This is a genomic window from Rathayibacter sp. PhB179, from assembly GCF_004345345.1.
GTDB classification, from domain to species: Bacteria; Actinomycetota; Actinomycetes; order Actinomycetales; family Microbacteriaceae; genus Rathayibacter; species Rathayibacter festucae.
On record NZ_SLVD01000008.1, the window covers coordinates 199514 to 212931 of the forward strand.

Sequence of the window (13418 nt, forward strand, 5' to 3'; positions counted from 1 at the left end):
GCGACGGTCATGCGCCGGTCACCCGCGGACCGCGGGGGACGTGCGGCTGCTCCTCGATGAACTGGGCGCCGAGGATCTCGCGCACCACGGCCTCGCCGTAGCGCTGGCGGCCGTCGGCCGTGGCCGAGCGGGTGGTGCGGGTCACCGGGCGGGGCGCCGGCTCGGGCCGCTCGCGGGCACGGACGGGCGCGGGAGCGACGGGCGCCGGTGGTGCGGACGGCTCGCCGGGGGGCGCGACGGTGGCCCAGGAGTCGGGCATCGGCGGCTCGACCGGCGGCATGTCCTCCTCGGGCGGCTCCTCGTCGAACGGCGGCTCGTCGTCGGAGGGCTCGGCCGATGCGGCGGCCGGGCGGACCGGCGGCTCCTGCTCGGGGACGACCGGCGTCGAGCGCGGCGACGGGGCGAGGACCGGCACGTCGGACGGCTCGGGAGCGACGACCGTCTCGATCGCGGGCTCGGCGGCGACCTCGGCGGGGGCCGGGTCGGCCGGGATGGCGACCGTCGCCCACTCGTCGGGGTCGCTGGGGGCGGTCGCCGCCGCGGGCTGCTGCGCGGCGGACTGCTCGGCGGCGGGCGGCGGGGTCGCCTCGACGGCGGCGCGCTCGGCCTCGGGCGCGGTCGCGCGGGGCTCGACGCGGGCGATGTACTTGACCCGGAGGCCGAGGACCTGCTGGATCGCCTGGCGCAGGTGCTCGCTCACGCCGGGCTGACCGGCGCTGCCGGCCATCTTGAACGAGTCGACGTCGTTCTGGCTCGGGAAGGAGAGGGTGAGGACGTCGTCCTTCAGCGCCCGCACCTGTGCGGTGTAGGCGACGAGCCAGGCCGTCATCCGGGCCTTCTGCACGACCTCGAGGATCTCGGGCCAGCTGTCCTTCATCCGCTGCAGGGTGACGCCGCCGGGCTCGTCGGCCGCGGAGGGGTGGGGCGCTGCGGCGGGCACGGCCGGGCGCGGAGCCGCGGTGCCGGCCGGAGTCGCGTCGGCGGGAGTCGAATCAGCGGGAGTCGAGTCGGCGGGAGTCGAGTCGGCGGGAGTCGAGTCGGCGGGAGTCGAGTCGGCGGCGGCGCTCGGGACGGCGTCGGGCGCCGAGGACGCCGCGGCCGTGCCGGAACCGGCGTCGACCGACGCCGCGGAGACGACCGGGACCTCGACGCGCGGGGCCGCCGCGATCGACTCCGGCACCGACTCCGGCGTCGCGGCGTGCGACGCGAGGTGCGGCTCGGGCATGCGCGACTCGGGTGCGCGGGTCTCGGGCGCGCGGGAGGCGGCGGCACGGGACTCGGGCGCGCGCGGCTCCGGAGCACGCGAGTCGGCGAACGGCCGCGTCGACGCCGGGGCGGACTGCGACGGCGCCGGCACCACGACGGACGCGGGGGCGGCCGCCGCGCCGGAGCCGTGCACCAGCGTGCGCGCGATCATCAGCTCGAGGTGCAGCCGCGGCGAGGTCGCGCCCGTCATCTCGGTGAGCGCGTCGTTGACGATGTCGGCGATGCGGGAGAGCTCGCCGAGCCCGAGGGCGCGCGACTGGCCGGCCATCCGGTCGAGCTCGTCCTGGGACACGCCGCGGAGCACCGCGGAGGCCGCGCCTCCGGTGGCCGCGACGACGATGAGGTCGCGGAGCTTCTCGAGCAGGTCCTCGACGAAGCGGCGCGGGTCCTGACCGGTCTGGATGACGCGGTCGACCGCGCCGAACGCCTCGGCGGAGTCGTGCTCGGCGAGCGCGTCGACGACCTCGTCGAGCAGGGCGCCGTGGGTGTAGCCGAGCAGGGCGACCGCGCGCTCGTACTCGACCGTCTCGTCCTCGGAGCCGGCCATCAGCTGATCGAGGAGCGAGAGGGTGTCGCGGACCGAGCCGCCGCCGGCGCGGACGACCAGCGGGAGCACGCCCGCGGCGACGCTGACCTTCTCGCGCTCGCAGAGCTCCTGCGTGTAGTCGAGCATCTGCGCCGGCGGGACGAGCCGGAACGGGTAGTGGTGGGTGCGCGAGCGGATCGTGCCGATGACCTTGTCGGGCTCGGTCGTCGCGAAGATGAACTTCACGTGCTCCGGCGGCTCCTCGACGATCTTGAGCAGCGCGTTGAAGCCCTGCGGCGTCACCATGTGCGCCTCGTCGAGGATGAAGATCTTGAAGCGGTCGCGGGCCGGGGCGAAGATCGCCCGCTCGCGCAGGTCGCGCGCGTCGTCGACGCCGTTGTGGCTCGCAGCGTCGATCTCGACGACGTCGAGCGAGCCCTGGCCGTCGCGGCTGAGCTCGACGCAGCTGTCGCAGACGCCGCACGGGGTGTCCGTCGGGCCCTGGGCGCAGTTGAGGCAGCGGGCGAGGATGCGCGCCGACGTCGTCTTGCCGCAGCCGCGCGGACCGCTGAAGAGGTAGGCGTGATTGACGCGGTTGGTGCGCAGCGCCGTCATGAGCGGATCGGTCACCTGGGACTGGCCGATCATCTCGGCGAACGTCTCCGGCCGGTACCGGCGATACAGGGCTGCTACCACCCGACAAGAGTAGCCGCGACCTCCGACACCGGACGCGGGTCGCCGGAGCCGCCGCCTCCCGTAGCCTCGAGGCCGTGACCGGCCGCCCCCGCACTCCCTCGTTCGACGCCGTCGTCCTCGCCGGCGGACGCGGCGAGCGCCTCGGCGGCGCGGCCAAGCCGCTGCTCGAGCACGACGGCTCGACGCTGCTCGGGCACGCCCTGGCCGCTGTCGCCGGCGCCCGGCGCGTCGTGGTCGCGGGACCGCCGGAGCTCCGCGGCGGGGTCGGAGCGGCGCTCCTCGTCCAGGAGGAGCCCGCCTTCGGCGGACCGGTCGCCGGTCTCGCGGCGGCGCTGCCCCTGCTCGCGCGGGACGACGCGGCCGGCTGGATCGCCGTGCTCGCGGCCGACCTGGTCGATCCGGCCCCCGCGCTCGACCGGCTGCTGGCGGACGCCGCCTCCGCCGATCCCGCGACCGACGCCCTGCTCGCCGTCGACGGGGACGGCCGCGCGCAGCTCCTGCTCGGCCTGCACCGCCGAGCCGCGCTGACGGCCGCCGTGACCCGGCTCCCGGCGGTCGACGGCGCCTCCGTCCGCGCACTCCTGGCGGGGCTGGCCGTGCGGCTCGTCGAGGTGCCGGCCGGTTCGACCGCGGACGTCGACGACCGCGCCGACGCCCGCCGCCACGGCATCGCCGTGCCGGGCGCGGAGAGCGCGCGGGGCGCAGAATCCGAACCGGGCGCAGACTGAACGCGTGACCCACGACACGAACGCGACCCCTTCCTCCGCCCCGGACGCCCGCGAGGACACCGCCGCACTGCTCGCCGCCTGGTGGGACGAGCTGAGCGCCGCCCTCGGGCTCGCCGATGTGCCGGTCGAGCGCGACGCCCTGCTCTCCCTGGCCGGCGACGCGGCGCACGGCGTGGTGCGGCCGGCCGCTCCGCTGACGACGTTCCTCGCCGGCTACGCCGCGGGCCTGCAGGGCGGCGACCGGGCGGCGCTCGACGCGGCGGTGCGGACGTCGCTGGAGGCCATTCGCATGCGAACGCACGAATCCTGAGACGCTACTCCCTCCCCCTCGATCCGGCACCAGGCTTCGGGCGTACGTTTCGCTCGAGCCCCGACGCCGCGGCCCTCCTCCGGACGATCGCGGCGCGGCTCCCGCGGGCGCTCACGCACCGCGGTCGCATCCCGTGAAGGAGAACCGCATGTCAGGCAACAGAGCAGTCGCCTACAAGAGCCCCGGCGTCGTCGAGGTCATCGACATCGACTACCCGACCTTCGAGCTGAAGGACGGGCCGGGCGTGAACCCGGCGAACATCGGCAGGAAGCTGCCGCACGGCGCGATCCTCCGCACCGTCTCGACCAACATCTGCGGCTCGGACCAGCACATGGTCCGCGGGCGCACCACCGCTCCCGCCGATCTGGTCCTCGGGCACGAGATCACCGGCGAGGTCGTCGAGGTCGGGCCGGACGTCGAGTTCGTCAAGGTCGGCGACATCGTCTCGGTGCCGTTCAACATCGCCTGCGGCCGCTGTCGCAACTGCAAGGAGCGCAAGACCGGCATCTGCCTGAACGTGAACCCGGACCGCCCGGGCAGCGCCTACGGCTACGTCGACATGGGCGGCTGGGTCGGCGGGCAGGCCGAGTACGTGATGGTCCCCTACGCCGACTGGAACCTGCTCGTCTTCCCCGACCGCGACCAGGCGCTGGAGAAGATCCTCGACCTCACGATGCTCTCGGACATCTTCCCGACCGGCTTCCACGGCGCGGTCACCGCGGGCGTCGGGGTCGGCTCGACCGTGTACGTCGCGGGAGCCGGGCCCGTCGGACTGGCCGCTGCCGTCGGCGCGCAGCTGCTCGGCGCGGCCGTCGTGATCGTCGCGGACCTCAACGAGGAGCGGCTCGCCCAGGCGCGCTCGTTCGGCTGCGAGACCGTCGACGTCTCCAAGGGCGACCCGGCCGGCCAGATCGAGCAGATCCTCGGCGTGCCGGAGGTCGACTGCGGTGTCGACGCCGTGGGCTTCGAGGCGCACGGCAACGGCGCCGACTCGGGCACCGAGGCGCCGGCCACGGTACTCAACTCGCTGATGTCGATCACCGCGGCGGGCGGCGCGCTCGGCATCCCGGGGCTCTATGTCACCGGTGACCCGGGCGGAGTGGACGAGGCCGCGCAGGAGGGCTCGCTCTCGATCCGCCTCGGGCTGGGCTGGGCGAAGTCGCTGTCCTTCACGACCGGCCAGTGCCCGGTGATGAAGTACAACCGCTCGCTGATGATGGCGATCCTGCACGACAAGGTGCAGATCGCGAAGGCGGTGCAGGCCACGGCCATCACGCTGGACGAGGCGCCGCAGGGCTACGCCGACTTCGACAAGGGCGCCGCGAAGAAGTTCGTGCTGAACCCGAACGGGTACCTCGGCTGAGCCCGCCGACGGCGCCGGGTCCTCGGATCCGGCGCCGTCGCCGGCCCGGCGCGGGCGCGACCAGAATGGACGGATGAGCGACATCGACTGGGACGGCGCTCGCGCGCGGATCACCGCGGCGACCGCTCCCGGGCCGCTCGCGACGGTCCCACTGCTCGAGGCGGAGGGCTCCGTCACAGCGAGCGCCGTGCTCGCTCCGCGACCGCTCCCCCACTACGACTCCTCGGCGATGGACGGCTGGGCCGTCCGCGGGGCGTCGCCCTGGCGGCTCGGACCGGGCAGCGCCGAGCCGATCGTCACCGGCGGGGTCGTGCCGGAGTGGTGCGAGGGCGTCCTCCCGAGCGAGCGCGGCCGGGTGACCGGGGACGTGCTCTCCTCGGAGCACCCGGTGCCGCTCGGGCGGCACATCCGCAGCGCGGGCGACGAGGCCCCGGCCGGAACCGCGCTCGTCGACTCCGGCGTGCGGCTGCGGCCGGCGCACCTGGCGCTGCTCGCGATCGCGGGCTTCGACGAGCTCGTCGTGCGGCGGCCGGCGACGGTCGATCTGCTCTTCACCGGTGACGAGGTCGACACCGCGGGGATGCCCAGGGCCGGGCGCGTCCGCGACGCGTTCACGCCGCTGCTGCCGCCGCTCGTCGCGCGCGGCGGGGGTGCGGTGGGATCGGTGCGGCGGCTCGGCGACGACGACGAGGCGATCGCCCGCGCGCTGCTCGCGAGCACGGCTCCACTGCAGATCACGACGGGCGGGACCGGGCGGTCGCGGGTGGACGCGGTGCGGCGGGCGCTCCGGATCGCGGGGGCGACCCTGATCGTCGACGGGGTCGCGATGCGGCCGGGGCATCCGACGGTGATCGCGTCGCTGCCCGGCGGGGCGGTCGTGCTCGCGCTGCCCGGGAATCCGCTCGCCGCGTTCCTCGCGGCACTGTCGTTCCTGCCGCCGGCGCTGGACGCGGCGAGCGGGGCCGCCGCGCCGGTGCTGCGTCAGGGCGTGCTGGGCGAGCCGCTCGGCCGCGCCGGGTCGACCGTGCTCGTGCCGGTCGTCGAGGCGGACGGCGTCTGGCGGGCGGTGCACGGGATCCGCTCGCACATGCTCTCGGGGCTCACGGTGGCGGAGGCTGTCGCCGTCGTTCCGGCGGGCGGTGCCGCGGCCGGGGAGAGGGTGCGGCTGCTTCGGCTGCCGTGGTGAGCGCGACCGGACTGCTGACGGGGCGGGTCTCGATACGCCGCTCCGCGGCTACTCGACCAGCATGGTGCGCAGCGGGCGTAGCGAGCGGCCTGCCTTCATGCTGATCGAGTAGGCCGCGCAGCGGGCGTATCGAGATCCGCCGGCGTCAGGAAGGGTGGGTCTCGATACGCCGCTCCGCGGCTACTCGACCAGCATGTTCCGCAGCGGGCGTAGCGAGATCCACCGGGCGGGTCAGGCGGCCGGCTCCAGGCGGACGACGACGGACTTCGAGGTGGGGGTGCCGCTGACCGCCGCGGTGGAGTCGAGCGGGACGAGCACGTTCGTCTCGGGGTAGTAGGCCGCGATGCAGCCGCGCGGGGTGTCGTACGCGACGACGCGGAAGGACGGGGCCCGGCGCTCGAGGCCGTCCTCCCACTCCGAGACCAGGTCGACCATCGCGCCGTCGGCGAGGCCCTGCTCGGCGATGTCGTCGGCGTGCACGAAGACGACGCGGCGGCCGCCGTGGATGCCGCGGTAGCGGTCGTCCTTGCCGTAGATCGTGGTGTTGAACTGGTCGTGCGAGCGCAGCGTCTGCAGCAGCAGGCGCCCCTCCGGGACCTTCGGGTACTGCAGCGGGTTCGCGGTGAAGCGGGCGAGGCCGGTCGCGGTGGCGAAGCGCCGCTCGTCGCGCGGCGGGTTGGGCAGGACGAAGCCGCCCGGCTCGTTCACGCGGCGCTCGAAGTCCTCGAAGCCGGGGACGACGGCGGCGATGTGCCGGCGGATCAGGCGGTAGTCCTCCCGCAGCGCCGCCCAGTCGACGACCGGCGTGTTCGGGCGGTCGGCGAGCAGGCGCTCCGCGATGCCGGTGAGGATGGCGACCTCGGACTGCAGGACCGGACTCGGCGGCGCGAGCCGCCCGCGCGAGGCATGCACGGCGCTCATCGAGTCCTCGACGGTGACCCGCTGCTCCCCCGTCGCGCGCTTGTCGGAGTCGGTGCGGCCGAGAGTCGGCAGGATCAGCGCGCGGCGGCCGGTGACGACGTGCGAGCGGTTGAGCTTGGTCGAGACGTGCACCGTGAGCGCGAGCGAGCGCATCGCGGCCTCGGTGACGCCGGTGTCGGGCGTCGCGCGGGCGAAGTTGCCGCCGAGGCCCATGAAGACGCGCGCCTTGCCGTCGCGCATGGCGCGGATCGCGGCGACCGTGTCGGTGCCGTGCTCGCGCGGCGAGGCGAAGGAGAACTCACGGTCGAGCGCGTCGTGAAAGGAGTCCGGCATCCGCTCGAAGATCCCCATCGTGCGGTCGCCCTGCACGTTCGAGTGGCCGCGCACCGGGCAGACGCCCGCGCCCGGCTTGCCGATGCTGCCGGTCAGCAGCAGGACGTTCACGACGTCCTTGAGGGTCGCGACGGAGTGCGCGTGCTGCGTGAGACCCATCGCCCAGCAGACGATGGTGCCCTCGCTCGCCGCGATCAGCTCGGCGATCTCGCGGATGCGGGCCTCGTCGATCCCGCTCGCCCGCTCGATCTCGGACCACTCGGTGCCGCGGATCTCGTCGAGGTAGCCCTCGAGGCCGTCGGTGCTCTCGGCGATGAAGGCGCGGTCGAAGACACCGCCGCGCGCCTCCTCCGCGTCGAGGAGCGCCTTGCCGAAGCCCTGGAAGAGCGCCTGGTCGCCGCCCAGCCGCACCTGGAGGAAGTGGTCGGCGAGCGCCGTGCCGCCGCCGATCATGCCGCGCACGGTCTGCGGGTTCTCGAAGCGCAGCAGGCCCGCCTCGGGCAGCGGGTTGATCGCGACGATCGTGCCGCCCGCGCGCTTCGCCCGCTCGAGCGCGGTGAGCATCCGCGGGTGGTTGGTGCCCGGGTTCTGGCCGGCGACGATCAGCAGCGGCGCCCGCTCGACGTCGTGGAGGCTGACCGAGCCCTTGCCGATGCCGATCGTCTCGGTCAGCGCGGACCCGCTGGACTCGTGGCACATGTTCGAGCAGTCCGGCAGATTGTTGGTGCCGAAGCCGCGCACCAGCAGCTGGTAGACGAACGCGGCCTCGTTGGAGGTGCGGCCCGATGTGTAGAAGATCGCCTGGTCGGGATCGGCGCAGGCGCGCAGCTCGTCCGCGACGACGTCGAGCGCCTCGTCCCAGCCGACCGGGCGGTAGTGCGTCGCGCCCTCGTCCAGGAGCATCGGCTCCGTGAGGCGGCCCTGCTGGCCGAGCTGGTAGTCGTCCCAGCCCTCGAGCTCGGTCATCGAGTGCCCGGCGAAGAAGTCGGCCGTGACGGTGCGCAGCGTCGCCTCCTCGGCGACCGCCTTCGCGCCGTTCTCGCAGAACTCCGCGACGTGCCGCTTGTCGCCCTCGGGCCAGGCGCAGCCGGGGCAGTCGAAGCCGGTCTTCTGGTTCACCCGGAGGAGCGTCTCGGCGCTGCGCAGCGGACCCATCTGCTTGAGCGAGATCTGCAGCGCGTGCGCGACGCCGGGGATGCCGACGGCCCGCCTCTTCGGGGCGCCGACCGTGACGGCGCTCTCGTCGATCGGGTTCTCACGGGCTTCGGCGTCATCGACCATTCCTGCATGCTACGTCGGGGAGCGGGTGGGAGGATGAGCGCCGGCCGTCCGGGCTCTCAGGTCGCGGGGCGGTGCGCCAGCCGCGTCGAGGAGGACCCCATGAGCCGTGCCGTCGCCCGGACCCGCCTGATCGCCGTCCGCGCCGGGGAGCCGACCCGCCGCCGCGAGGACGTGCTGGCCGTCGAGGAGCCGCTCGAGATCCGCGTGGGCGGGCGGCGATTCAGCGTCACCATGCGCACTCCCGGGGAGGACTTCGACCTGGTCGCCGGGTTCCTGGTGTCGGAGGGGGTGCTCACCTCGACGGAGCAGCTCGCGGCGATGCGCTACTGCGCGAGCGGCGCGGGGCCGAGCGAGAACACCTACAACGTGATCGACGCGACGGTGCGCGGGGGCCGCGCGGAGATCCTGCTCGACCGCGAGCGCTCGGTGTACACGTCGAGCTCGTGCGGGGTCTGCGGGCTGGCGTCGCTGGAGGCCGTCGCGACGGAGTCCGCGTGGAGCGTGGCGGAGGATCCGCTGCGGGTGTCGACCGAGCTGCTCGTGTCGCTGCCGGACCGGCTGCGGGAGGCGCAGGCGGTGTTCGAGCGGACCGGCGGCCTGCACGCGGCCGGCCTCTTCGACTCGGACGGCTCGCTTCTGGCGCTGCGGGAGGACGTGGGGCGGCACAACGCGGTCGACAAGGTCGTCGGCTGGGGCCTGCGCGAGGGCCGGCTGCCGCTGCGCGGCACGCTGCTGCAGGTGTCGGGCCGCGCCTCGTTCGAGCTCGTCCAGAAGGCCGTGATGGCGGGCATCCCCCTCCTCGCGGCCGTCGGCGCCCCGTCCTCGCTCGCCGTCGACCTCGCCCGCGACGCGGGTCTCACCCTCATCGGCTTCAGCCGCGGCGCCGGCTTCAACGTCTACGCGGGCGACGCCCGCCTCGCCGCAGACTGACGCCGGCGGGTCTCGGTCTGCAAGCTCGGGCAGGGTGGGTCTCGATACGCCGCGTCCCGCGGCTACTCGACCAGCATGCACAGGACGGCGACCGCGGATGGCAGCAGCCCGCGCGCGAGCGCGGCCCTCCCACTGCTTGCACGTTCATCGGCGACGTGGAAGGCAGCAGCTCGCGCGTCAGCGCGGCCCTTCCGCTGCTCGCACGTTCACCGGCGCCGTCGCCGGAAGCAGCTCGCGCGGCAGCGCGGCCCCACCGCTGCTCACGCGACCACCGAGGACGTCGGCCGCACCGGGCTTGCACGGGCAGGGCAGAGGGCCGCGACCCGGAATCGCGTGCCAGCGATTCAGGGCAGCCCGACGCGACCCGCTCCACAGAACGCTCCCACCTGTGCAAGCCGACCGCGAGTCGTGTAGCGGCTGCGCCGCTACACGACCGATAAGGACTGCCGGGCGATCTCGAGTTCCTCGTTGGTGGGGATGACGAGGACGGCGACGCGGGAGTCGTCGGTGGAGATGCGGCGGGGGCCGCGGTCGCGGGCGGTGTTGCGCTCGGGGTCGAGCTCGATGCCGAGGCCCTCGAGGCCGCGGAGGGCGCCGGCGCGGACGGCGGGGACGTTCTCGCCGACTCCGGCGGTGAAGACGATCGCGTCGACGCGGCCGAGCTGGGCGTAGTAGGCGCCGACATAGTGGCGGAGGCGGTGGTAGTAGACCTCGAGCGCGGCGATCGCGGTCTCGTCGCCGGACTCGGCCGCGTCCTGCACGTCGCGCATGTCGCCGCGGCCGGAGAGGCCGAGGAGTCCGCTGCGGCGGTTGAGGACGGCGTCGAGCTCGTCGGTGGAGAGGCCGGCCTTGCGGGCGAGGTGGAAGACGACGGCCGGGTCGAGGTCGCCGGAGCGGGTGCCCATCACGAGGCCCTCGAGCGGGGTCATGCCCATCGAGGTCTCGACGGACGCGCCGCCGTCGATCGCGCAGGCGGAGGCACCGTTGCCGAGGTGCAGGACGATCGTCTTGAGGTCGGAGCGGCGGCGGCCGAGGAACGCGGCGGCCGCCTCGGAGACGAACTTGTGCGAGGTGCCGTGGAAGCCGTAGCGGCGGATGCGGTGCTTGTCGGCGAGCTCGGCCGGGATCGCGTAGGTGGAGGCCGCCGCGGGGATGGTGTGGTGGAACGCGGTGTCGAAGACGGCGACGTGCGGGACGTCCGGGAAGGCCTTCTGCGCGGCCTCGATGCCCTCGAGGTTGGCGGGGTTGTGCAGCGGGGCGAGGTCGCTGAGGTCCTCGATGTTGATCTTGACGAGGTCGGTGACGACGGTCGGCTCGTAGAAGCGCTTGCCGCCGTGCACGACGCGGTGGCCGACGGCGATCGGCGGGAACTCGTCGAGGCTCGGGCCGTGCTCGGCGAAGGCGCGGATCATCGCGTCGAAGCCGGCCGTGTGGTCCGGGATCGGCGTCTCGAACTCGACGGTGTCGCCGTCGTGGCTGTGCTTCGTGCGGCCGGTCTCCTCGCCGATCCGCTCGACGAGGCCGCTCGCGAGCGTCTCCTCCGTCGTCATCTCGATGAGCTGGTACTTGAAGGACGACGAGCCGCTGTTGACGACGAGGACGACGGACACGGTGGGACTCCTGGGGGTTCGGGGTCGGACGGGGCGCTCGGGCGGGTGGCCCTCAGCGCACGACGGGGATGGCGGAGGTCGGCGGGACGATGGCCTGGGTCGCCGCCTGGATCGCGGTGATCGCGACGGTGTTGACGATGTCCTGCACGAGGGCGCCGCGGGAGAGGTCGTTGACCGGCTTCCGCAGGCCCTGCAGGACCGGCCCGATCGCGACGGCGCCGGCCGAGCGCTGCACGGCCTTGTAGGTGTTGTTGCCCGTGTTGAGGTCGGGGAAGATGAACACCGTCGCGCGACCGGCGACCTGCGAGCCGGGCATCTTCGAGGCGGCGACGGCCGCGTCCGCGGCGGCGTCGTACTGGATCGGGCCCTCGACGAGCAGGTCGGGGCGGCGCTCGCGGACGAGCGCGGTGGCCGCGCGGACCTTCTCGACGTCGGCGCCCGCTCCGCTCTCGCCGGTGGAGTAGGAGAGCATCGCGATCCGCGGGTCGATGCCGAACTGCTGCGCCGTCTCGGCGGAGGAGATCGCGATGTCGGCCAGCTGCGCCTCGGTCGGGTCGGGGTTCACGGCGCAGTCGCCGTAGACGAGGACGCGGTCGGCCAGCGCCATCAGGAACACGCTCGAGACGACGGAGACGCCGGGGCTGGTCTTGATGATCTCGAAGCCGGGTCGGATGGTGTGCGCGGTGGTGTGCGCGGCACCCGAGACCATGCCGTCGGCGAGGCCGAGCTGCACCATCATCGTGCCGAAGTAGGAGACGTCGGTGACGGTGTCGTAGGCGTGGTCGAAGGTGATGCCCTTGTGCGCGCGGATGCGGGCGTACTCCTCGGCGAAGCGGTTGCGGTGCTCCGGGTCGAGGACGCTGAGGACACGGGCGCCGTCGATGTCCAGGCCGAGGCTCGCGGCGCGGGAGCGCACCTCGACCTCCTCGCCGAGGATCGTCAGGCGGGCGATGCCGCGCTTGAGCACGGTCGCGGCGGCGCGGAGGATGCGGTCGTCGCCGCCCTCGGGCAGCACGATGTGCCGGTCGGCGATGCGGGCGCGCTCGATCAGGCCGTACTCGAACATCAGCGGCGTGACGACCTCGGAGCGGCCGACGTCGAGGAGGGTGAGCAGCTCGACGGGGTCGATCGCCTCGGCGAACAGGGCGAGGGAGGTGTCGCGCTTGCGCGGCGAGTCGGCGGCGAGGCGACCGCGTGCGGCGGTGACCCGCACGGCGGTGTCGTAGGTGCCGAGCTCGGTCATCACGATCGGCAGGCGGTTGTCGACGCCCTCGATCAGGCGGACGATCGGCTCCTGCAGCTCGAAGCCGCCGTTGAGGATGATCGCGGAGACCGTCGGGAAGTTGCCGGAGGCGTGCGCCATGATCACGGCGAGCACGACCTCGGGGCGGTCGCCGGGGACGATGACGACGCCGCCCTCCATCAACCGCGGCAGCACGTTGACCATCGACATGCCGGCGACGACGACGCCGAGCGCCTCGCGGCCGAGCAGCTCCGGATCGCCCGCGACGAAGACGCCGTCGACGGCGTCGATGATGCGCGAGACACTCGGGGCGACGAGGGACGGGTCCTCGTGGATCGCCCAGACCGGGGCGCCGGAGGGCAGGGCCTCGCGGATCGCGGCGACGGCCTGCTCCGAGGTACCCGGGTCGGCGCGGTTGGCGACGACGCCGATGAGGCTCGCGTGCGCGGTGCGCAGCTCGACCGCCGCGAGCTCGGTGATCTGCCGCATCTCGTCGGGCGTGCGGGCGGGGGCCTGGCCGAGCTGCTCGCTCCGGGACGGATCGCGGCCGGTGAGGACGAGGAGGACGGGAGCGCCGAGGTTCGCGGCGATGCGCGCGTTGTAGCCGAGCTCCGTCGGGCTGCCGACGTCGGTGTAGTCGGAGCCGAGGATCACGACGGTGTCGCACTGCGCCTCGACGGCCTTGTAGCGCTCGACGATGCGGGAGAGGGCGGCCTCGCCGTCGGCGTGCACGTCCTCGTAGGTGACGCCGATGCAGTCGTCGTAGGCGAGACCCGAGTCGGAGTGCCCGAGCAGCATCTCGAGCACGTAGTCGCGCTCGGAGGTGGAGCGGGCGATCGGGCGGAAGACGCCGACCCGCTGCACCTGACTGCTGAGCAGGTCGAGGACGCCGAGGGCGACCGTGGACTTGCCCGAATGACCTTCGGCGGACGAGATGTAGATGCTCTGAACCATCGGCGCAAGCCTAGCGACGGGCGCCCTCCGGAGGCTGGGCGGGTGCCCGGGATGGGAGAGCGTGCAGGAGC

Annotated in this window: 9 protein-coding genes; 5 read left to right on the forward strand and 4 right to left on the reverse strand. The window is 73.8% G+C overall.

What is annotated here, in order from left to right; translation table 11 throughout:
• Positions 1-7: 7 nt before the first annotated feature.
• Positions 8-2488 carry a DNA polymerase III subunit gamma and tau gene (locus tag EDF43_RS16605; RefSeq protein WP_132437663.1) on the reverse strand — a complete coding sequence of 827 codons (2481 nt, stop codon included), beginning with the start codon at positions 2486-2488 and terminating at the stop codon, positions 8-10.
• A gap of 74 nt (positions 2489-2562) precedes the next feature.
• On the opposite strand from EDF43_RS16605, the gene EDF43_RS16610 reads away from it, so the two are divergent.
• The 4 genes from EDF43_RS16610 to EDF43_RS16625 all read left to right on the forward strand — a co-directional run bounded on the left by EDF43_RS16610 (position 2563) and on the right by EDF43_RS16625 (position 6075).
• The gene (locus EDF43_RS16610) at positions 2563-3216 is read left to right on the forward strand and encodes an NTP transferase domain-containing protein (RefSeq protein ID WP_165909146.1); all 654 of its coding nucleotides are present in this window, start codon (positions 2563-2565) and stop codon (positions 3214-3216) included.
• A 4-nt stretch (positions 3217-3220) separates the two neighbouring features.
• A complete protein-coding gene (locus EDF43_RS22185; protein WP_207901812.1) occupies positions 3221-3526 on the forward strand; it encodes a DUF6457 domain-containing protein in 306 nt (101 codons plus the stop codon).
• A 148-nt stretch (positions 3527-3674) separates the two neighbouring features.
• On the forward strand, positions 3675-4889 hold the full coding sequence (fdhA, locus tag EDF43_RS16620; protein WP_123447705.1) for a formaldehyde dehydrogenase, glutathione-independent: 1215 nt from the start codon (positions 3675-3677) through the stop codon (positions 4887-4889).
• A 73-nt stretch (positions 4890-4962) separates the two neighbouring features.
• Positions 4963-6075 carry a molybdopterin-binding protein gene (locus tag EDF43_RS16625; RefSeq protein ID WP_132437661.1) on the forward strand — a complete coding sequence of 371 codons (1113 nt, stop codon included), beginning with the start codon at positions 4963-4965 and terminating at the stop codon, positions 6073-6075.
• A 231-nt stretch (positions 6076-6306) separates the two neighbouring features.
• Here the strand turns inward: EDF43_RS16625 and EDF43_RS16630 are convergent, their stop codons facing one another.
• Positions 6307-8610: an FdhF/YdeP family oxidoreductase gene (locus EDF43_RS16630; protein WP_132437660.1), complete on the reverse strand. Its 2304-nt coding sequence runs from the start codon at positions 8608-8610 to the stop codon at positions 6307-6309.
• Between the two features lie 99 nt (positions 8611-8709).
• Here EDF43_RS16630 and fdhD point away from each other — a divergent pair, with 99 nt between their 5' ends.
• Entirely contained in the window at positions 8710-9540 is an 831-nt protein-coding gene (fdhD, locus tag EDF43_RS16635) for a formate dehydrogenase accessory sulfurtransferase FdhD (protein WP_132437659.1), read from the forward strand.
• Positions 9541-9965: 425 nt separating this feature from the next.
• Here the strand turns inward: fdhD and EDF43_RS16640 are convergent, their stop codons facing one another.
• Together EDF43_RS16640 and pta are read right to left on the reverse strand one after the other, a co-directional pair.
• A complete protein-coding gene (locus tag EDF43_RS16640; protein ID WP_132437658.1) occupies positions 9966-11150 on the reverse strand; it encodes an acetate kinase in 1185 nt (394 codons plus the stop codon).
• A gap of 52 nt (positions 11151-11202) precedes the next feature.
• Positions 11203-13347 carry a phosphate acetyltransferase gene (gene pta / locus EDF43_RS16645; RefSeq protein WP_123447710.1) on the reverse strand — a complete coding sequence of 715 codons (2145 nt, stop codon included), beginning with the start codon at positions 13345-13347 and terminating at the stop codon, positions 11203-11205.
• Positions 13348-13418: the final 71 nt, after the last annotated feature.

Excerpts from the sequence above, each read along its gene's own strand:
- pta (WP_123447710.1), bottom strand. The coding sequence starts at position 13,347 with ATGGTTCAGAGCATCTACATCTCGTCCGCCGAAGGTCATTCGGGCAAG.
- fdhA (WP_123447705.1), top strand. The coding sequence starts at position 3,675 with ATGTCAGGCAACAGAGCAGTCGCCTACAAGAGCCCCGGCGTCGTCGAG.
- EDF43_RS16630 (WP_132437660.1), bottom strand. The coding sequence starts at position 8,610 with ATGGTCGATGACGCCGAAGCCCGTGAGAACCCGATCGACGAGAGCGCC.
- EDF43_RS16625 (WP_132437661.1), top strand. The coding sequence starts at position 4,963 with ATGAGCGACATCGACTGGGACGGCGCTCGCGCGCGGATCACCGCGGCG.
- fdhD (WP_132437659.1), top strand. The coding sequence starts at position 8,710 with ATGAGCCGTGCCGTCGCCCGGACCCGCCTGATCGCCGTCCGCGCCGGG.